General features: G+C 67.6%; 16 protein-coding genes. 12 read left to right on the forward strand and 4 right to left on the reverse strand.

All coding sequences use genetic code 11. From position 1 onward, the window contains the following. Positions 1-10: 10 nt before the first annotated feature. From JRI60_RS35100 to JRI60_RS35110, 3 genes are read left to right on the forward strand one after another with little or no spacing between them, the layout of a single operon-like run. Positions 11-1,486: a coproporphyrinogen-III oxidase family protein gene (locus JRI60_RS35100; protein WP_204220282.1), complete on the forward strand. Its 1,476-nt coding sequence runs from the start codon at positions 11-13 to the stop codon at positions 1,484-1,486. A 19-nt stretch (positions 1,487-1,505) separates the two neighbouring features. Further along, complete coding sequence (locus tag JRI60_RS35105; RefSeq protein ID WP_204220283.1) at positions 1,506-2,420, forward strand: alpha/beta hydrolase family protein; 915 nt, start codon at positions 1,506-1,508, stop codon at positions 2,418-2,420. Next, positions 2,417-3,364 (forward strand): fatty acid desaturase family protein, encoded by a 948-nt coding sequence (locus tag JRI60_RS35110; RefSeq protein WP_204220284.1) that lies wholly within the window; start codon positions 2,417-2,419, stop codon positions 3,362-3,364. Before JRI60_RS35105 ends, JRI60_RS35110 begins: the two co-directional genes overlap by 4 nt. A gap of 4 nt (positions 3,365-3,368) precedes the next feature. Here JRI60_RS35110 and JRI60_RS35115 read toward each other — a convergent pair whose 3' ends face one another. Beyond that, on the reverse strand, positions 3,369-5,279 hold the full coding sequence (locus JRI60_RS35115; RefSeq protein WP_343213354.1) for a DUF7594 domain-containing protein: 1,911 nt from the start codon (positions 5,277-5,279) through the stop codon (positions 3,369-3,371). Between the two features lie 184 nt (positions 5,280-5,463). Then, positions 5,464-6,465, reverse strand: a complete 1,002-nt coding sequence (locus JRI60_RS35120; RefSeq protein ID WP_204220285.1) for an NADP-dependent oxidoreductase — start codon at positions 6,463-6,465, stop codon at positions 5,464-5,466. 537 nt (positions 6,466-7,002) lie between these two features. Here JRI60_RS35120 and JRI60_RS35125 point away from each other — a divergent pair. The 9 genes from JRI60_RS35125 to JRI60_RS35160 all read left to right on the forward strand — a co-directional run bounded on the left by JRI60_RS35125 (position 7,003) and on the right by JRI60_RS35160 (position 16,661). After that, the gene (locus tag JRI60_RS35125) at positions 7,003-8,964 is read left to right on the forward strand and encodes a serine/threonine protein kinase (protein WP_204220286.1); all 1,962 of its coding nucleotides are present in this window, start codon (positions 7,003-7,005) and stop codon (positions 8,962-8,964) included. A gap of 243 nt (positions 8,965-9,207) precedes the next feature. Next, entirely contained in the window at positions 9,208-9,738 is a 531-nt protein-coding gene (locus JRI60_RS35130) for a DUF2381 family protein (RefSeq protein ID WP_204220287.1), read from the forward strand. Between the two features lie 220 nt (positions 9,739-9,958). Then, positions 9,959-11,503: an IS21 family transposase gene (istA, locus tag JRI60_RS35135; RefSeq protein ID WP_204220288.1), complete on the forward strand. Its 1,545-nt coding sequence runs from the start codon at positions 9,959-9,961 to the stop codon at positions 11,501-11,503. 127 nt (positions 11,504-11,630) lie between these two features. Continuing rightward, positions 11,631-12,371 carry an IS21-like element helper ATPase IstB gene (gene istB, locus JRI60_RS35140; protein WP_204220289.1) on the forward strand — a complete coding sequence of 247 codons (741 nt, stop codon included), beginning with the start codon at positions 11,631-11,633 and terminating at the stop codon, positions 12,369-12,371. 78 nt (positions 12,372-12,449) lie between these two features. Next, positions 12,450-12,896, forward strand: a complete 447-nt coding sequence (locus JRI60_RS35145; RefSeq protein WP_204220290.1) for a DUF2381 family protein — start codon at positions 12,450-12,452, stop codon at positions 12,894-12,896. A gap of 102 nt (positions 12,897-12,998) precedes the next feature. Further along, complete coding sequence (locus JRI60_RS35150; RefSeq protein ID WP_204220291.1) at positions 12,999-13,394, forward strand: hypothetical protein; 396 nt, start codon at positions 12,999-13,001, stop codon at positions 13,392-13,394. 448 nt (positions 13,395-13,842) lie between these two features. Beyond that, a complete protein-coding gene (locus tag JRI60_RS54700; RefSeq protein ID WP_275439039.1) occupies positions 13,843-13,971 on the forward strand; it encodes a hypothetical protein in 129 nt (42 codons plus the stop codon). 360 nt (positions 13,972-14,331) lie between these two features. Further along, positions 14,332-16,017, forward strand: a complete 1,686-nt coding sequence (gene sitA5, locus JRI60_RS35155; protein ID WP_204220292.1) for a SitA5 family polymorphic toxin — start codon at positions 14,332-14,334, stop codon at positions 16,015-16,017. An 11-nt stretch (positions 16,018-16,028) separates the two neighbouring features. Further along, the gene (locus JRI60_RS35160; protein WP_204220293.1) at positions 16,029-16,661 is read left to right on the forward strand and encodes a pentapeptide repeat-containing protein; all 633 of its coding nucleotides are present in this window, start codon (positions 16,029-16,031) and stop codon (positions 16,659-16,661) included. Between the two features lie 145 nt (positions 16,662-16,806). Here the strand turns inward: JRI60_RS35160 and JRI60_RS35165 are convergent, their stop codons facing one another. Continuing rightward, on the reverse strand, positions 16,807-18,126 hold the full coding sequence (locus JRI60_RS35165; protein ID WP_204220294.1) for a glycosyltransferase: 1,320 nt from the start codon (positions 18,124-18,126) through the stop codon (positions 16,807-16,809). A gap of 7 nt (positions 18,127-18,133) precedes the next feature. Next, positions 18,134-19,042, reverse strand: coding sequence for a metallophosphoesterase family protein (locus JRI60_RS35170; protein ID WP_204220295.1), 909 nt, complete (start codon positions 19,040-19,042; stop codon positions 18,134-18,136). Between the last annotated feature and the right edge of the window lie 72 nt (positions 19,043-19,114).

Below are 19,114 nucleotides of genomic sequence, written 5' to 3' on the forward strand. Positions count from 1 at the left end.
GGAGAGGACGATGCGGAAATACTATCTGGGGCCGGAGCCCAGCCATGAAGTGCCGTTCAAGAAGCTCCTGGCGATCTCCCACTACATCATGCCCAACTTCGCCACGCTGGAGTGGGATCGGGTCTCACGCGAGCAGGTGGACGAGAACCTGCGCTCGTTGCAGGACCCGGGGGGGGCGCTGAACGACGAGCTGATGATGTACATCCACGTGCCGTACTGTCAGTCGTTCTGCCATTACTGCAACTTCAACAAGAACCACTATCCCTGGCAGGACGAGGAGCGGCTACAGCGATACACGGACTACCTCATCAAGGAGATCGACTACTACCTGTCGCTCCCCTACGTGCAGGCGCGGAGGTTCACGGCCATCTACATCGGGGGGGGAAGCCCCTCCACGCTCCCGGTCTCGGCGGTGGAGCGGCTGTTCGGGCACATGGCGAAGGCAGTGCCGGGGTTCGACACCATCGAGAAGACGTTCACGGGCGAGCCGCGCACGCTGCGCAAGCCGGACCTGCTGAAGGTCATCCACGACTACGGCTTCGACCGCGTGACGTTCGGCATCGAGACGCTCAACCCGGAGATCCACAAGCAGATAGGCCGGTGGGACTCTCGGAGCGACGTGGACGCGGTGTTCGAGGGGCTGCAGAAGCTGGGGTACAAGGGCGACCGCTGCGTCGACCTCATGTATGACCTGCCGGGGCAGTCGCTGGTGGGCTTCCAGGAGGAGCTGGCGACGCTGGTGGAGCACTACCGGCCGGACGAGATCGACGCATTCGGGACCGTGTACCTGCCGTACCGGCCGCTGCACAAACTCATCCTCGACGGGCGGGTGCCACAGCCGGGGAGCATCTGGCAGCTCCTGCGGATGCGCGAGCACCTGTATGACTACCTGCTGGAGAACGGCTACCACAACACCATCGCCGAGACGTACTCGCGCAAGCCCCAGCGCAGCATGTACCAGACGGCGCACTGCGCGCGGCAGGACATCATCGGCATCGGCTGCGCGGCGCGCAGCAACATCAAGGACATGGTGTCCATCAACCCGGACAAGGTCGATGTCTGGATGAACAACATCGACCAGTACGGGGTATCCACGCAGACGCTGCAGAGCATCGGACGGGGCGGAGTGCTGGACCGGATCATGGTGATGTTCCCGCGTTACAAGGAGCTCTCCAAGGAGCTGCTCGACCGCTACTCGGACGTGGAGCACTTCGAGCAGGTGGAGGACGTCCTGCGCTCGCACATCGAGGTGGGGTGCGTGGAGGAGCAGGAGGACCGGTACGTCGTCAACAAGCTGGGCGTCATCTGGCACGGCAACCTGCAGACGGACTACATGGAGCGTTCGCTGAACCTGCAGGGAAAGGTCCTCCTGAAGGTCATCTCGGAGAAGGAGAGCGACTTCGATCGAGAGGAGCGCTTCAAGGTGAACACGGCGACCCGATTCATCGCGAAGCACATCGACAAGTACCCGAAGCTGATGAAGTAGCCCGGGAAGGGGGTGCTCGATGGTCGACGTGGTGCGCAGGCGCGAGGTCGTGCCGGTGGAGGATGGTACGCGGCTGGAACTGGAGGTCTTCGAGCAGGTGGAGGGAAGGGAGGCACCGGTCCTCCTGTGCCTGCCGGCGATGGGAGTCCCAGCGCGGTACTACGAGCCGTTCGCGCTCGAGCTGCACCGGCGGGGTTTCCACGTCGTCACGAGCGACCTGCGCGGGCACGGGGCGAGTTCCGTACGCGTGGGCCGGGGGACGGACTTCGGCTACTACGAGATGGTGGCGCGGGACCTGGGGGCGGTGGTGCGGGCGGTACGCGCGGCCTTCCAGGACAGCCCCCTGTTCCTGGTGGGGCACAGCCTGGGCGGGCAGCTCGGCTCGCTCTACCTGGGCCTGGAGGGCGAGGGAGTACGAGGGCTCGTCCTCGTGGCGGCCTCTTCGGTGTACTACCGGAATTACGGGGCGCTGGGCGGAGTGAAGGTGCTGCTCGGCACGCAGCTCGCGGCGGTCATCGCCACGGTGTGGGGGTACTTCCCGGGGCGGAGGCTGCGGTTCGCGGACAACGAGTCGGCCCGGGTGATACAGGACTGGGCGCGTCAGGCGAGGACGGGGCGCTACGTGCTCTCCGGGGCCGCGCAGGACTTCGAGGCGCTGCTCGCCCGGGTGGAGCGGCCGGTGCTGGCCATCTCGGTGGATGGGGATTCGCTGGCGCCACCGGCCGCGGTGGATCACCTGTACGGGAAGATGCCGCGGGCCCGGGTGGTGCGGTGGCACTTCACGCAGTCCGATGCAGGGGGAGCGCACTTGGATCACTTCCGCTGGGTACGCCACGGTGCGCCCGTGGCGGCGCGCATCGCGGGGTGGGTGGGGGAGGTGCTCGCGGGGGAGGCGGGCGCCGGACAGGACCCGCGGACGGAGGGCCGGCCATGAGCGACACGGCCCCGGCGCTCCCGCGCCTGCCACGCGAGCTGTACACCCCGTCACTCGTGGGCGGGGCCAGCTTCATCGGCTACGCGGTGGGGCTGTTCGTCGTGCCCGCGTGGCTGGCCGTGGAGCTCGTATCGAGCCCGGTGGCGCTGGCCCTGCGCATCCCCGGCGTGCTGGCCCTCCTGCTCGTGGCGCAGCAGGGAGTCCACCTGCTGGGGTGGGTGGGACATGAGGGGTTCCACTTCAACCTGCACCGCAACCGGTACGTCAGTGCCCTGCTGGGCATCTTCTTCTCCTCGATGGTGCTGTCCTTCTTCCAGGTGGGCGTGGGGCCGACGCATTGGGTGCACCACCGGTACACCAACCGGCCCGAGGATCCGGACTGGCGCATCTTCTCGCGCTACCAGACGCTCGGGCGGCGGCTCCTCCTGGGGCGGGCGCAGGCGAACCGCGTCTTCCTGCGGAACCTGCTCAAGGTGGCCCTCGGCCGGGAGCTGGACTTCCCCCACGTCGTGCCGTTCCGGCCCGCGGAGCTACGGGCACTCGCGTGGGTGAACATCGCCTGCTCTCTGCTGTGGTTGTCGGTGTACGTGGCCATCACCGTGCGGAGCCCGCTGGCGGGGCTGGTGGGCATCCTGCTGCCGCACGTGCTGGGGTTCTTCTTCAGCGGCCCAAGGCCCTACGTGGAGCACGCGGGGACGGGGGTGGGACAGGGCCGGGATGCCCGCACGTGCTCCTCGAAGTTCATGACGGTGCTCTTCATGGGAAACAACTTCCACCTGGAGCACCACCTCTATCCCGCCATCCCCTGCTACCGCCTGCCCTCGGTCCATCGCTACCTGACCGAACAGGGCTTCTTCGAGCGAGAGGGCATCCCCATCGAGACCACGGTGCGCGGCGCCTATGCACATGCGTCGGGGCGCTCGCGTTACCCGTCGTATGTGTAATCCTCTACGGGCCCGAGAACACGCCGATGGCCCCGGGCGTGGTGTCGTCCCCCTGGAAGGCCACGAGGATGCGCCGCGGGTTGCTCGAGCGGTCCACCTGGATGTCCGAGATGCGCATCCAGACCAGCTCACTCGGGAGGACTCCGCTGCCGTACTTCAGCACCGTGGAGCCCTGCACGCGGCTCAGGCCTCCGCCCCAGCTCGCGCCCGCCCACACGCTGTTGTCGAGCGGGTCCCCCGCGACGGCCGACACGTAGCCCTTTCCATCGACGAGCTCGGTGGACAGCGTGCGCAGGCGAGTCCCGCTCGCGTCGAGCAGCGCCAGGCCCCGGTTCCAGCTCCCCACCCAGACGCTCTGATCGCTCATCACCGCCATGCCCGACACGTTGTCATCCACGCGCTGCGCCAGGGTGGGAATGGAGGGCTCGCCCACGGCGTCCGGCCAGATGTCATAGCGATTCCACGCGTAGGCACTGTCCTCGGTCTGCGATTGGGCCGCCCAGTAATTGTAGCCGTTGGTGCCGTAGCGGAAGCGGGTGGAGCGGTTGGCACCGCCAAACCACACGTCTCCATTCGAGGCCACCGAGACGCCGTAATACGCGTCGGTGAGCAGCACCAGGCCCGTCTGGTTGGAGTTCCACGCGTTGATGGCCGGGTGCGCGTGCTCCTTCACTCCGGCGCAGCTGTAGTCCCAGGTCCCCGGGGGGCAGCTGTACCCGGCGAAGTCCGCGTTGCCCCAGGCGAAGCCGTGGTTGGCGCCGAACCAGACGCTCCTCGTCCGCGAGTCGTAGGCAATGCGCCAGATGTTGCAGAGCTTCTCGCGCCCGCGCGGCTCGGCGGAGACCTTGTTGGGGCCGGTGGAGAGATCGTAATGCACCACCTGGATGCCCGTGGACGTCAGCGTCACGCGGTCCGCGTCACCACTCTTGTAGATGCTCGCATCGGGAGCGCGGCCTTCCGCGGGGGCCTGATCCCATTCGTCCTCGCACGTGGGCATGCCCGCGGCGGGCTTCTTGCCCTCGTACCCGACGAAGGCGACGCCCGGGGGGCCTCCGGCGACGGAGATGACCTTCAGGTACTTCTCACCCGCGGGGGCACTCCCGTCGAGCATGTAGCCGTAGGGCCGCAGGCCATCCGCCATGGTGAAGCGGCGGAACTGCGTCTGGCCCTTCTGGAGGACGAACAGCCCCTCCTCACCTCCGGCCACCCAGAGGTTTCCCCCCTCGTCGGCGCTCACGCCGAACACATACCGGGGCCCCCCCTGTGCCGTGCCGAGGAACGTCCAGCCGTTCCCGGTCGGAGGAGGTGGATTGGTACTGCCCGTCTCCACCGTCACGACGAGCTGGGGCCTCCGGGCGGTGTTGGACGCCTCCCGCGATTGGAACTCGGTGCCATCCGCGCCCGTGGCGATCAGCGCGAGGTTCACCGTGCCATTGCCCTGGACGGCGGCGGTCACGTCCCACTCGGTCCAGGTGCTGGAGGCCACCGAGGTGACGCGGGACAGCTGGGTCCGCGCCACGGGCTTCGTCTGGAAGGTGACGGTGCCCTCCTGCCATGTGGAATCCGTCGTGTAGACGGCGGGACCCGTGGTGGTCGAGCCCGTCGCGTACAGGCGGAGTCTGGCGCTGCGCACGGTGCCATTGAGCCCGCTCAGCTCGAAGCGCAGGAAGGACGCGTACTCGGGTGAGCCGTCCACCTTCAGCGTACTGTCCCCCCCGAAGTTCTGGGCCGGGTAGTCCGACTCCACCCGCGCATCGGCGACAGGGGTGAAGACACGCGTCTCCTCGAGGCCCTGGCTCACCGTCGAGAGCCCACCCGCCGTCTCCTCCAATTCAACCGTCCCCCCACAGTGCGTGAGCAGCCCCACCGCGGTCACGCACATTCCCCACCTCGCCCACCCCTTCAGCCTTCCCACGTTCCATCCCCCTTCGTCGCAACAGGCGCCCCGCCAACACAGGCACGCCCTCGCGGGCTGGCACTTGCAGCCGTGGTGCCGGTCCTACGGGCAACACTCCCGAGGGGTGGCAGGCCCGATGAGGGCAAACCACTTCCTCGGCGTGGGCAGGCAGCACCAGGCAGGCAGAAGGTCCCTTCCGCACTCAGGGGTCGGACACCTTCACCTGCAGCTTGCCGGTATTGCCTCCCACGAAGAGCTTGCGGAAGGCGGTGGGGAGATTCTCCATTCCCTCCACGACGTCCGCGCGCCACTTGAGCCGGCCCTCGCGCACCCAGGGCACCAGCCGCTCGTAAGCGTCGTTCGCCCGGGGGAAGTAATCCGAGACGATGAAGCCCTCCAGCCGCACGCGCTTCATGAGGAACAGGCTGAAGTCCTTCGGGCCGGGCGTCGGGCCCGGGTCGTTGTACCCGCTGATGAGCCCACAGAGGCTCACACGCGCGTGCTTGTTGAGCAGCGCATAGACGGGCTCGGACACGGCACCACCCACGTTTTCGAAGTAGACGTCCACGCCCTTCGGGCAGGCCTCGCGCAGGCGGGCCTCCCAGTCCGGCTGCTTGTAATTGACGGCCGCGTCGAAGCCGAGCTCGCCCGTCAACCACGCGCACTTCTCGTCCGAGCCCGCGATGCCCACCACCCGGCATCCATGAATCTTCGCGAGCTGTCCGGCCTGCGAGCCCACCGCACCGGCCGCCGCCGACACCACCACCGTCTCGCCCGGCTTCGGCTGACCGATCTCCATCATCCCGAACCAGGCGGAGATTCCAATGTGGCCCAGTGCCGAGAACCACGCCGGCAGGGGGATGCCCGGCGGCAGCTCGCGCGCGTCCGCGCCGTTCACCACCGAGTAGGCCCTCCAACCTCCCGGGATGCTCACCACGGCGCCCTCGCGAAGCCCCGGGTAGCGCGACGCATCCACCACGCCCACGGTGAAGCCCGTCACCACCGCGCCCAGCGGTATCGCCGGACCGTACGTCTCCCGCTGCATCCGCAGCCGGGTCGCCGGCTCCAGCGACACGTAGACATTGCGGACACGCACCTGCCCTTCCCCCGGCTCGGGAAGCGGCCCCTCGCGGAGCTCCAGACAGTTCTCGAACTCCAGGCCCGTCGGCCGGGCCGTCAACACCCACTCGCGGTTCGTACGCATCAGCTCCTCCGAGGCACCTTCACCATCCTCCCCCGGAGCAGGTGCCCTCGTCACGCATGCTGAAAGCAACAACGCGCGCGACGGGCCCTGCGTTAGAATGGACGGATGCACTCCCTCCGTCTCGCGCTGGCTTGTGTTCTGGCTCTCTCCACCCTGCCCGCCTGCTCGGGCCATGACGACTCCGCTTCGCTGGAGAAAGGAGGATCGTGCCCGGCGGATCAGTCACTGTGGTACGCCGAGGCAGGCTGTGGCCCCGAAATCAAACCACGCTGCATGAGTACACCACCCCCCTGCGCGGATGCCTTCTGTGGCTGCTCGGGCCAGACGATCTACGGCTGTGGCGTCACCCGCGAGCCCTACCGCTCCAAGGGGGCGTGCGAGAACTGAAGCCCCCTCGGGAGCCACCTGCAACGCGGCTCCCGTCCCGCGCACACCTACCAGTCTCCAGCGGTCATGTTACGCTGCACCACTTCGGAGGTGCAGTGCATGAACACAGCCCAGCCTGGTCGGCCAGGACATGAAGGAATTCGGCGGCAGGTGCCACATCCGCCTCGGCGGCACGACGAGCCGGAGCAGCACCTGCCCCAGGTGGGGATGGAGGTGGCCGGTTACCGGCTGGAGGCGACCCTGGGTCGCGGGGGCCAGGGCACCGTGTTCCGCGCCCGGCGCGAGGACCAGCTCTTCGCGGTGAAGTTCATCTCCCAGCCCCATGCTGCGTCATGGGCCCGGCGCGAGCTGGACGTCATGATGAAGCTCTGGCACGCGGGAGGGTTGCCATTGGTGGGACACGGCGAGTGGCCCGCCCTCGAGCCCCACTTCCTCTTCCTCGTCACGCCCTATGTGCGGGGGCTGCCGCTGGACGCCTGGGCCCGGGAGCACAACCCCAACGCGCTCGAGGTGGCGGACCTGGTGCGCCAGGCCGCGCGGTTGCTGGGAGCGGTGCACGCGGCCGGAGTCGTCCACCGCGATGTGAAGGGGTCCAACCTGCTGGTGTACGGCGAGCGACGGCTGGTGCTGGTGGACTTCGGGGTGGCCACGTACGAGGGCGCTCCCAGGGTGACGGGGCCCGTGCCTCCGGGCACCTGGCCCTATCTCAGCCCCCGGGTATGGCGCTCCTGGCGTGGCGAGGAGGACTCGCGCGCCAGCCCGGGTGATGACCTCTGGGCCCTGGGAGTGGAGCTCTACCAATTGCTGACCGGCGGGCTGCCCTTCCGTGGAAGCGAGGGCGAGCTGGTGCACGCCATCCTGCACGAGGAGCCGAGGGTACCGCATGAGCTCAACCCGCGGGTGCCCAGGGCGCTGGGGGAGGTGTGCTGGCTCATGCTGCGCAAGCAGCCTGGGGAGAGGTACGCGGATGCGCGGGCGGTGGAGGTAGCGCTGGAGGAGGTGGTGAAGCAGGCGGACGAGGCGTGGAAGGTGCCACTGTGCGAAGCCTGGGGTCCGAACAACGCCACCACCTCATGGCAACAGGAGCTGGGAGGAGACGTGGACCTGCTGGCGCTCTACGAGCGCCGGGCTGCCTACGCGCAACAGCCGGTGAGGGGAAAACCGCGTCCGCCGGATGAAGTATCCACCCAGGGCGTGCCAGGAGAGATGCCGCCTGGACCCGAAGAGCCAGCGCGACCGCGTGCCCCGGACTCGCCCACCCCGCGCTCGCGACGGGTGCTCCAGGTCGCTGGTGCGGTGCTGGTGTTGGGCCTGAGCGTGTGGCTCGCCGTGCGCGCGCTCCCGCGGCCCTCCATGTCCACGACCTCACCGGTGGGAACACCCCTTGCCACCCTACCGGAGGAGTTCTACCCCATCACCCTGGAGCCGGGCGGCCAGGAAGTGGCGCCTCCGTGGCGGCGGCTGGAAGGTGACGGCGGCGCGGCGCCCGAAGAGGCGGTAACCCCCGCGCCCGTTGCCAGCGCGACGCACTCCCAGGACACGCGCGTGAGGACACTTCGCAAGGCTCCCCAGGACACCCCGCAGCAGCCGCCGAAGGACTCGGGCTCCACAGCCACGAAGGTGGGGGCGGCCCTCCTCGGCTGCACCCTCGCCGCCGGTTGCCCCGGCCCCACCACCACGGCCGTCCAGGTGCGGCCCCTGCCCGCTCCCACCGAGTGTCCACCCGACTCGGTGCAAACCATGAAGGAGCTGGGCTTCCGCATCGGCAAGAGCGAAACGGCCTTGTTCCCCCAACAGGACAAGAGCGAGCCCTTCGTTCCCGTGCGAGAGGGCCCGGGCACCACGATGCGCATCCTCCTGAGAAGACCCACGACGGAGGTGCCCGCGGGCTCCATGGTCTCGGGGCAGCTCTTCTTCGGCACGGACCGCATCCACGGCCGCTTCACCCATCTCCACACGCCGAATGGGTACACGTACCCCATCTGCATGGTGCTCGTTGATCGGAGCGACGACATGGGCGTGGGCGACGAGGATGTGAAGCCGGGCGAGAAGCCGGGCACCCTGCGCATGTCGTGGTCCGAGGGCGTCATGCCGGTGGAGCGTTTCAAGTAGAGGGCCCAAGCCAGCTGGAGTCAGTTCTTTCAGGGGTGCTCCCGCGGGAAAAGACGGGGCACCTTCCGGGTGCGCTCCGGACGAACTGGTCCGACTGTCGGACCAGTTGCTCCCGAGCACGACCGGGACCTCCCTCCTGAAAGGACCTACCCACCTGGCCTGGCTGCGAACAAGGGCGGACGAAAAGCAGGGGCGACGTAGGAGGTGCTTGTTTCCCAGAGCACTCCGGAGGTAGTACGGCCCATGCCCAGCCCACCACCCACCGTCCCCCTGCTGCTCGCGATTCTCGCCACGGCTCCAGCCCTCGCCGAGCCTCCGTCTGAAGCTTGGGACACGGCGGCCGCTCGCCACCTCGAGCTGACGGCAGAGAGCCCCGGGCAGGTGCACGAGGTGCGTATCAGCCCTGGCCTCACCACCACCCTGGTGTTCAACGCGCCGCTGCTGCGTGGGAGCGTGGTACTGGAGGCGCGCGAGCGCTTCCGGGTGGTAACGGTGGACGAAACCATGGGCTTTGTTGCGCTCCTGCCTTCGGGGGCGCTGTCACCGGGACAGCAACTGCGCCTGGAGGTGCGCTTCGCGGATGGCGCGGTGCCGGCGAGCATCACCTTCTCGCTGGTGGTGCACCCCACCCGGGCCGAGCCGCAGGTGAATGTGTACCGCCAGCCGCGCTCGGCCGAGTCCTTTCAACAGGAGGCGCGGCAGGAGCATGAGCGTGCCGAGCGGTGCGAAGCGCGGCTGGCGCAAACCCAGACTGCGCGCGTCGGCCCATCGTGATCACCAGGATCGGAGCATCGTGATCAGCGAGATCGGAGCATCGTGATCACCGGGATCGGCCATCGTGCTCAGCGGGCCAAGGTGCCCGAGGACTACGCTGGAGGTCAGGTGGTTCGCCCTACGGGGCCCGTCGGCTGGTAGCAACCGGACGCGGGAGGGCGGGCGAGCCGAGCGAGCACGCTGGACGGCATTCGTCGACGGCCCTCCGCGAGGAGGGCCGATGGCCACGGAGCGACTGTCCATGCGTCACATACGAGAAGTGCTACGGCAGAAGTGGGAGCAGAAGAGAAGCCACCGGGAGGTGGCCAGCAGCCTGGGAATCAGCGCGGGGGCGGTGGGGAGCGTGCTGGCGCGCGCTGCGGCGGCGAAGCTGAGCTGGGAGCAGGTGGAGCAGATGCGGGAGGAGGAGCTGGAGGAGCGGCTGTATGGCGCCGTGCCGAAGCCCACGGCCCAGAGGCCCCTGCCCGACCCGGTGTACATCCACACGGAGAGAAAGAAGCCCGGCGTCACGCTGGAGCTGTTGCACCTGGAGTACCTGGAGAAACACCCGGAGGGGTACCGCTACACGCAGTTCTGCGAGTACTACCGGCAGTGGTTGGCCAAACACCGGCTCACCATGAGGCAGGAGCACCGGGCGGGAGAAAAGCTCTTCGTCGACTACTCGGGAAACAAGCCGCACCTGGTGGACGAGACAACGGGCGAGCGCGTGGAGGTGGAGCTGTTCGTGGCGGTGCTGGGGGCCTCCAACTACACGTACGCGGAGGCCACGCGCACGCAGCGAGGGCCGGACTTCATCGCCAGTCACCAGCGCTGCTTCGTGTACCTCGGTGGCGTGCCGGGAGCGCTGGTGCCTGACCAGCTCAAGAGCGGGGTGACGCGCGCGTGCCGCTACGAGCCGGGAGTGCAGCGCACGTACGAGGAATTCGCGCGGCACTGCGGCACGGTGGTGCTGCCAGCGCGCCCGCGCTCGCCCCGGGACAAGGCGAAGGTGGAGGTGGGCGTGCTGGTGGTGCAGCGCTGGCTACTGGCGCGGCTGCGCCACCACACCTTCTTCTCGCTGGAGGCGCTCAACGAGCGCATTGGCGAGCTGCTGGAGGACCTCAATAACCGAAAAATGAGGCTGTACGACGCGAGCCGGAGAGAGCTCTTCGAGCGGCTGGACAAACCGGCGCTGCGGCCGCTACCGGCCGAGGCTTTCACCTACGGCGAGTGGAAGCAGGTGCGAGTCAACATCGACTACCACGTGCAGGTGCACCATCACTTCTACTCGGTGCCGTACGCGCTGGTGCACCAGGTGCTGGAGGCGCGAGTGACGGCCACCACGGTGGAGCTGTACCAGCGCGGCGAGCGCGTGGCGAGTCACGTGCGTAGCGACGAGCGGGGCCGGCACACCACGCAGCCGGAGCACATGCCCAAGGCGCACCAGAAGCACCTGGAGTGGACGCCCTCGCGGCTGGTGCACTGGGCGGGCACCATCGGCCCCAACACCCAGAAGCTGGTGGAGAGCATCCTGCGCGAGCGTCCTCACCCGGAGCTGGGTTACCGCTCCTGCCTGGGGATACTGCGGCTGGCCAGGCGCTACGGCAACGAGCGGCTGGAGGCGGCGTGCACGCGAGCCCTGGCCGTGAGCGCCCGCTCCTTCCGGCACGTGGACTCCATTCTCCAGAATGGGCTGGACCGGCTCGCCCCACCAACGGACGAAGCGCAACCGGAGCTCGCCGCGCAGACGCACGAGAACGTGCGCGGCAGCGACTACTACCACTGACCCTCACGCTACCCACGAGCCTCGTGCGTGAGGGGCGCGCCGTCGCACTGCGTGCGCCGGCGCGCGACGACGAAGCTCTCCAACACCGCGGCACCCAAGCAGGTGCCACACACCCGAGGACAAGCACATGCTGAACGAACCGACGATGCAGAAGCTGCACTCCCTGAAGCTCTCCGCCCTGGCGGCCGAGTGGGAACGGCAGCAGAAGGACCCCGAGCTGGCGAAGCTGTCCTTCGATGAGCGGCTGGGGATGTTGGTGGACGCCGAGTGGCTGCACCGGGAGAACGCGCGTACGGCGCGCTGCCTGCGCGAGGCGAAGCTGCGGCTGAGCAGCGCGAGCCTGGAGGACCTCGACTACGCGCCCAAGCGCGAGCTGGACAAGAGTCTGGTGCGCCAGCTGGGCTCGTGCCGCTGGGTGGCCGAGCACCAGAACGTGGTGATTACGGGAGCCACGGGGACCGGCAAGACGTACCTGGCCTGCGCACTGGCGGAGGCTGCGTGCCGCAAGGGCTACAAGGCGCTCTACCGCAGAGCGCCCCGGCTCTTCGACGAGCTGACGCTGGCACACGCGGATGGCTCGTACGCGCGGGTGCTGGCGCGTCTGGCCAAGGTGGACGTGCTGGTCATCGACGACTGGGGGCTGGCTCCACTCAAGGAGCAGGAGCGCCGGGACATGCTCGAGATTCTCGAGGACAGGTACGGCAACCGCAGCACCCTCATGACCAGCCAGCTGCCCACCACGAAGTGGCACGACCACCTGGGGGACCCGACGGTAGCCGACGCTATTTGCGACAGGGTGCTACATAACTCCCATCGGGTCGTGTTAAAGGGCCCCTCCCGCAGGAAGGAGGAGTCTGCGGAGAAGTAGGTCCCCGGTCAGCGTCGCTTCGCTCCGATCACGATGACCGATCCAGGTGATCACGATCGACCGATCTGGGTGATCACGATGGCCGGAATACGCACCCAGACAGAGCAGAAGAGTCCCGGGAGCATCATCGGGCTCATCAACTCCGGGCTGGTGGTGGGCAAGAAAGGCATCGCGGCACAGGACATTTCAAACACCACCCGGCAATCCCTCGGAGAGGCCCTCGAGAGAAACAAGGCTTACAGCTACCGGGCCGAGGGACGGGTGGCGGTGGCGCTGGAGGTGGACAACACGAGCGCGCAGCCCTGGACGGTGGACGAGGAAGGTGCGGCGCTGGTGAGCAGGGGCGGCGCGCGGCTGCGGGTGCTGCGCGTATGGCAACCGGAGCCCCTCCCCCCCGGAGGAACGGACCGGGTAGTGGTGGAGGTAGAGGCCACGGAGGAACAGGCCCGGGGGACCTATGTCCTCCGACTGGGAGAGGCGAGCGGTCCGCGCACCATCACCCTTCGTGGCGTGACGTTCCCGTGAGTCTCCAGCCCAGGCCCTTGTCCGCTATCCGGCAATGACCGGTCTCGCGTCCGGACATACAGCGCAGAACCCTCCGTAGCATGCGGATGAAAGGGAGGTCTCATGCGCATGCGGCTCTCACTCACTGCACGCGGAGTCTTGTTGTCATGGGTAGTCCTCGGCGCGCTCCAGCTCGCATGCGTCGGCGGCCACATCCCGCCGTCCATGTTCCAGTTCCAGAACGTCGTGCCCTACACCCCTCCAGATGGAGGGGGATGGAAGGTCGCCCAGGTGCTCGTTCTGCTAGGAAAGATTTCACCCATCTTTTCCTCGACCGCAACCTGCGACATCGAGGTCGGCGTTCCGGAAAAAAATGTGAACGGGTGGGTTCTGGATGAATTCGCACAAGTGGAGGCAGCCAAGGCAGCGGACGAGGCTGCTCGCATCGTCCTGCGGGAGCAATTGCCAACCGCCCTGGCCCACTCTTCACGGAAGGGCTTGAGGAACTTCCACTCATGAAATCGGACTCGTTCGCGGACGCGCTCGTCCAACTCGTTCACTGCTACTACCCTTCCGGCCTCTGCAATGATGATCCTCGATACAAGGAATCAGAAGAGGGGCAGCGCCTCACCCGGCTGGTTCAAGCCAATGTGCAACCTTCGCCAACCTGGAAGGGTTTCACCCAACGAGTCGTCCAGGAATTTCCCGATTGCAACATCTGGGACACGACCGTGCCCTGGCATGATCCCTGTAACAGTGTCCGGGTGTACCTCGCGGGATTCGTGGAAGGAGGCCCCCGTTATGACTGCGTCGTCTGCCTCCTGAGCCAACTCGCACCGGTGTATGCCCTCTATGCTTCCCACACGGACAAGAGCATCCCCGAAGGGGAATACTGGCTCCGCGTCCCCCCGTTCCCCCCGAATTCCAGGCACACGAGGCGAAGCTCTCCGGGCTCATCGAGTCCACCTTGGGTTTCACCCGCCTGCCCAACGAGACCCTCTTCATCCCCGTACCGGACCTCGTCCCGCGCTCGGCCAATTACGGGCCCGGCGAGGCTCAGCTCATCGACTGCCTCTTCACCCCGCATCGCTGGTGAGGAACGGTCCGGAGACGCCTATGTCCTCCAACTGGGAGAGGCGAGTGGGGCGCGCACCATTGTTTCTCCCGTCTTCCTTGAGCCCGCCACCTGCGACATTGAGGTCGGCGTTCCGAAAAACCATGGAAGCACGTGGGTGACGAACGAAGCCGCCTGTGGGACGCGGATCGTCAGCGCACAGTCACCCTGGGCAACGTGACGCTCCCGTAGCGCCAAACCACGAAGCGACGCTCCACCGTCTGAGACTACCCGCAGCATCTTCCAGGATTTTACCTACCCGGCAGCTTGACGGGCGCACACACATTTCCGTGTAATTCCGGAGCGACGGTTTTCTGGCCGCGTCGCTACCCGAGGTGCGCCGTGTCCACCCGTCCTGTCGGTACGCGCCCACCTGGCGCTCGGCTACGCCCTTTTCTGGGCGGCTGGTTTCTCCTCGTCCTCTTCCTCCAGGCCTCCTGCGCCACAGGCACCCCACCCGGCAGCCTCCTCGTCGGCTACCGCTCCAACTCACTCACGCCCCCGCCGGCTCCCAAGGAGCGCGTGACCAGCACAGTGGAGCCCGGCTTCGAGTCCGCCACCGTGTACGTGGTGGACTTCATGGAGCCCGGTGCCATCACAACCCGGCCGGTGCCAATACCGAGGCCCGAGTTCCAGCAGGCCATCCAGCGGCTCGCTCGCGACGTGCGATTGAAGCGGAAGTCGCCACGCGAGGCCGCCCACGAGTTGCTGGGCCTCGTGGCGACGGAGCCGGACGACCCATGGGTCACCATGACGGGTTATTGGGAGGTGGAGCAGCACTACCGCGCGGCCCCCACCTGGACACCGCTGCGTCAGGACGGCCCGGTCGAGCTCATTCCCGAGGCCGAAGCAGCCCTCAAGCAGAAGTACCTCAAGTGGTGTGAGCACCAGGGTGGCGGCGACTGCCTCGGTCTGCTGGACGACGGGCCCTACCTGCGCGCCGATGACCGGCGGGCGTTCGCCCTGGCGCTGGCTTTTGGCTCGGTGCTCGACGAGACGTACGAAGCCCTCAAGAGCGAGTTGCTGGACGTGCAGGTACTCGTCTCCATGGTCGTCTGGACGGTGGCCCTCTACTGCATGATGTGGGTAGTGCCCGAGCCGACGACCAAGGCCATTGCCGCCGGCATGACCCTCCTCCTGGTGGGCTACCTGGGTCTCAACACGGTGTACGGCCTCATGGACGGGTGGGCCCGTATGGCCGACACGGCGCACCACGCCACCACCTTCAAGGAGCTGCGCACGGCGGGTGAGGAATTCGGCAAGGTGCTGGGCGAGGATGCGGCCCGGACCATGATTCTCGCCGTGTCCACACTCGCTGGACACACGCTGGGGCAGGTGGTGGCCCGGGTGAAGTCGCTTCCGCGCTTCAACCTCGCGGGGGCGCAGTTCGAGGCGCAGGGCGGCGCCGCCGTCATGGGGCGCCTGGAAGTCACCGAGGCGGCGGTCGCATCGGAAGGCGCCCTGGCCAAGGCGGTAGCGGCGGTGGAGACGGTGGCCACCTCTCCTCAGGGCCCCATGGCCGTGGTCATGCTCAAGAAGGGGACGGGCGGTGGGACGGGACAGGCCCCAGGGGGCCGCTTCGCCGAAACCGTCATTCGTCACCGGGGCGGCAACCGACAGGTGGAGCTCAGCGACGGCCAGCGTTGGCACTTGCCACGCGGCAACTCTGCTGCGGACATTCCCGCCGAGGACAAGGTGGGAGACATGCTCCAGGAGGCCGTCACCAAGATCGCGAGGGAGTGGGGACCCCACAGGCTCTCGCGCAACGAGCGAGATGCCATCGACGAGGCCCTGAAGCAGGGCGAATACTGGCTGGCGAGACTGCTGGAGCGCGAGGCCCGGGGGCGTTATGTGCACGCACGGCTGAAAGCACAGTTCGAGGGACCCCTCCGATTCAAGCACCAAGGCGTTGACGTGGTTGACCCCGCCACGGGTCGCAAGTACGAGATTCTCTCCGGGACGGAATCCAATTTGGCTCGGCATGGTCGCCGCATGGCGAGCGAGTTCTTCCGGATGCTCACCTTCTGAAAGGGGCGGCCATGGGGTGGCTGGAGAACGTCATCTTCAAAGACCAGGAGATTGAGAACGAGCGGCTGGAACTGACCGACAAGAATTCGCTCTACTATCTCAGCACCGGCTTGACGCTGCGCAATTGCACCGTCGTCCTGAAGGTTCCCGCCAGCCGCCTGATCATCAAGCAGGCCCAGTTCATCGATTGCACCTTCGAGGTGAAGCAGGAGCTAAAGAACCACCAATTTTGGGTGGCCGCGTCCCTGAAGGGCTGCCGCTTCAAGGGAAAGCTGACGGGGTGTGACTTCGGGTACTGGCCCGAATACGGAAGCGACCCTTGGTTTCAGCATGGAGCCATCGAGGACTGTGACTTCACCGAGGCCCGGCTGGATGGCTGCCGTATCATGGGCTGTGACCCTGCCACCATTCGCTTTCCCAAGTGGCCCTGCTTCACCATCCTCGACCCCATCGGGCGAGCCTGCGAACTCAACAGCGTCCAGTGGCCGGGAGGTTTTCGCCCGATCATTGTGGAGGGGCAGTACGGGGATCCACCCCGCACGATGGCCGTAACGTTCTACGCCCCGGCCCTCGCCAAGCGCCGCGAGACCACCGAGGAAGCATTCAGGGCGGTCATTGAGCGGTTCGACTGCATCGTCTACTGACAGGACCGTGCGGAGAATCGCCCTATTGAGGGGGCGCGAGGCAGCGACAACACTGCGGCCTGCCCGCGTTGCCCGGTTCGCAACCTGTGCGTCCTCCGTGCCCCCCGCCGACTGTCTCTTCACGTGGCACCGCTGGTGAGCCGTTTCAACGACCCGCCACCGCTTCTTTCAGCCACCGCTCTATCTCATCCGCGGCGTGCACCTCGGCACCCTCGTTGCTGGCACGCATACCGAGCGCCCTGGCCCGCTCGCGGACCTCTGGACGATCGACTTCCCGGAGCGCCGAGGCCAGACCGTCCACGCTCAGCTCACGTCTGGACAGCATCGTCCCGATCCCCTTCTCGCGCACGATGTGTCCCCAGACATCCTGCGCGAAGAAGGCCGGAATGATCACCGAGGGCACGCCCGCCGTGGTCACCGCCCCCGTCGTCCCCGCTCCTCCGTGGTGCACGACCGCCTTCACCCGGGGGAAGAGCCAGTCGTGCGGCAGGTTGTCATCCACGTACACGTCCGCCGGGAACGAGCTCCGCCCGTCCACGGTGTTGCGGTGCAGGATGCCCCGCTGACCCGTGACCCGCAGGGCCTCGAGCAGGAGGTCCGTCACGGCCTTCTTGTCGTGCACGCCCCAGCTCCCGAAGCCGATGTAGACGGGGGGCGCTCCCGCCTCGACGAAGTCCTTCAACCGCGCGTCCGGCTGCTGCTGCTGCGTCGCCAGGCGCCAGCGCCCGGTCTGGGAGAACCACTCGGGCCAGTCATCGGGCCGCTCCACCAACTCCCGGCTCCACGCCACCAGCACCGGCAACCGGAAGAGGAGTCCGGGACGGTGGTACTCACCCAGCAGGTCCACCGGCAGCCGCTGCTCCCTCCGCCACGCGTTCACCAGGTCCCACGTGAAGAGCCCCCCGACAAGGTTCTTCAGCCGCGTGGTGGCGAGGTTGAGAAGCTCGTTGCGCTGCTGGACGCGGTTGTCCGAGACGCAATAGCGCCGCGTCGGGATGAAGCCCGGATCGAAGAAGGCCTGGAAGATGGGGATGCCGCGCCGCTCGGCGATGTGGAGCGCGGGGCTCGTGAAGGCGGCGTTGCTGAGGAGGACGTCGGCCCCCGCGGTCGCCTGCCAGAACTGCCGGAACTGGGAGGGCACCATGCGCCGCTGCCACGACGCTAAGAGCTTCACCCCGTCCGGCCCTCCATCGCTGCTCGCGAGGGAGTGCATCAGCTCCTCGGTGCCGTCTTCCTCCAGTTCGAAGAAGTCGAGCCCGTGCTCCTCGACGAAGGAGCGGAAGGGAGCCCTCGCCGCGAGCACCACGCGGTGGCCACGGCGGATGAGCTCCGACCCGAGGGCGACGAAGGGCTGAACGTCCCCCCGCGAGCCCCACGTGAGCGCCACGAACCGGAGGGAAGGCTTCCGCTGGAAATGGCGCAGGTACTCCCTGGGCCAGAGGCTCCTCTTCGAGATCGTCATCATCCTTCCTTCAGTACCCTGTTCCCAAGGGCTCGGGCCCGGAGGGGACCGGCAAGGAGCGCAGGCCCCACGGCTCACCGGCCCGCCAGGACACCTCGCCGGAGATGCCCCACCCGGCGCACACCATGTCCCGGCCCCGGAACTCCATCCAGAACACCGACTCGTCGGGCCTCGCCGCCTGGTCCAGGCAGGCCACGCGCGTCAGCGCCCTCCCGCCGCTCGACCCCAGCGTCACCGCGAAGGCCCGGTGTGAGTGCCCGCAAAGCACCCACTTCGGATGCACCGTCTCCACCAGCCTCCGGGTGATGGGGTTGCCAATCCAGTACGACGGCAGCGTCCGGCCCGGCGGCGGCTCTCCCTGCTCCTGCGCCCGCTGCGGCAGACCCCTCGGCCACTCGTGCACCAGCAGCAGGTCCACGTCCCTCAGCGCCGCCACTTTCTCCACCTCGGGCGCGCGGAAGTACCCGGCCTGCTTCGCCGTGTCGAGCGAGCGCGGCCGCTTCAGCGGCTGCTCGTAGAAGCGCGGCGCGTGGATGCCCGACAGGTACCCCACCCGCAGCCCGTACAGCTCCTTCAGGCCCGCCCGCCCCAGGTAGTGCATGTTCGGCGCGAGCTGACAGCCATCCGGCGCGTCGTGCAGCGTCTCGAAGTCCTCGTTGTTCCCGGCGATGAAGTACATCGGCCGCTTCATCGCCCGCACCCCGTCCGCGTACTCGGCGAACTCGGCCGGCATGGCGCGCTTGGTCGCCTTGCGCTTCAGGTCGTCCGCCTGCCGGAAGGCCTCCACGTCCCCTACCGCCAGCACCAGATCCACCGGGCGGCCCCGCGCCTCCGCCAGCGCGTCGAGCCACGCATCAACGCGCTGAAAACGCCCGTGGATGTCTCCCACACCGGCGACCAGGAGGGATTCTGGAGCCATCGTGCCTACCACCCTGCCCCGCCCCGCTCGCCCTGTCGAGTGGGTTCTCCCCGCGCTGTGTCAAATAGGAAA

This window comes from Archangium violaceum (assembly GCF_016887565.1).
In the GTDB taxonomy this organism is placed as follows: domain Bacteria; phylum Myxococcota; class Myxococcia; order Myxococcales; family Myxococcaceae; genus Archangium; species Archangium violaceum_B.

Excerpts from the sequence above, each read along its gene's own strand:
- istA (WP_204220288.1), top strand. The coding sequence starts at position 9,959 with ATGGCCACGGAGCGACTGTCCATGCGTCACATACGAGAAGTGCTACGG.
- JRI60_RS35150 (WP_204220291.1), top strand. The coding sequence starts at position 12,999 with ATGCGCATGCGGCTCTCACTCACTGCACGCGGAGTCTTGTTGTCATGG.
- JRI60_RS35105 (WP_204220283.1), top strand. The coding sequence starts at position 1,506 with ATGGTCGACGTGGTGCGCAGGCGCGAGGTCGTGCCGGTGGAGGATGGT.
- JRI60_RS35130 (WP_204220287.1), top strand. The coding sequence starts at position 9,208 with ATGCCCAGCCCACCACCCACCGTCCCCCTGCTGCTCGCGATTCTCGCC.
- JRI60_RS35120 (WP_204220285.1), bottom strand. The coding sequence starts at position 6,465 with ATGCGTACGAACCGCGAGTGGGTGTTGACGGCCCGGCCGACGGGCCTG.
- JRI60_RS35170 (WP_204220295.1), bottom strand. The coding sequence starts at position 19,042 with ATGGCTCCAGAATCCCTCCTGGTCGCCGGTGTGGGAGACATCCACGGG.
- JRI60_RS35100 (WP_204220282.1), top strand. The coding sequence starts at position 11 with ATGCGGAAATACTATCTGGGGCCGGAGCCCAGCCATGAAGTGCCGTTC.
- JRI60_RS35110 (WP_204220284.1), top strand. The coding sequence starts at position 2,417 with ATGAGCGACACGGCCCCGGCGCTCCCGCGCCTGCCACGCGAGCTGTAC.
- JRI60_RS35160 (WP_204220293.1), top strand. The coding sequence starts at position 16,029 with ATGGGGTGGCTGGAGAACGTCATCTTCAAAGACCAGGAGATTGAGAAC.
- JRI60_RS35145 (WP_204220290.1), top strand. The coding sequence starts at position 12,450 with ATGGCCGGAATACGCACCCAGACAGAGCAGAAGAGTCCCGGGAGCATC.
- istB (WP_204220289.1), top strand. The coding sequence starts at position 11,631 with ATGCTGAACGAACCGACGATGCAGAAGCTGCACTCCCTGAAGCTCTCC.
- JRI60_RS35165 (WP_204220294.1), bottom strand. The coding sequence starts at position 18,126 with ATGATGACGATCTCGAAGAGGAGCCTCTGGCCCAGGGAGTACCTGCGC.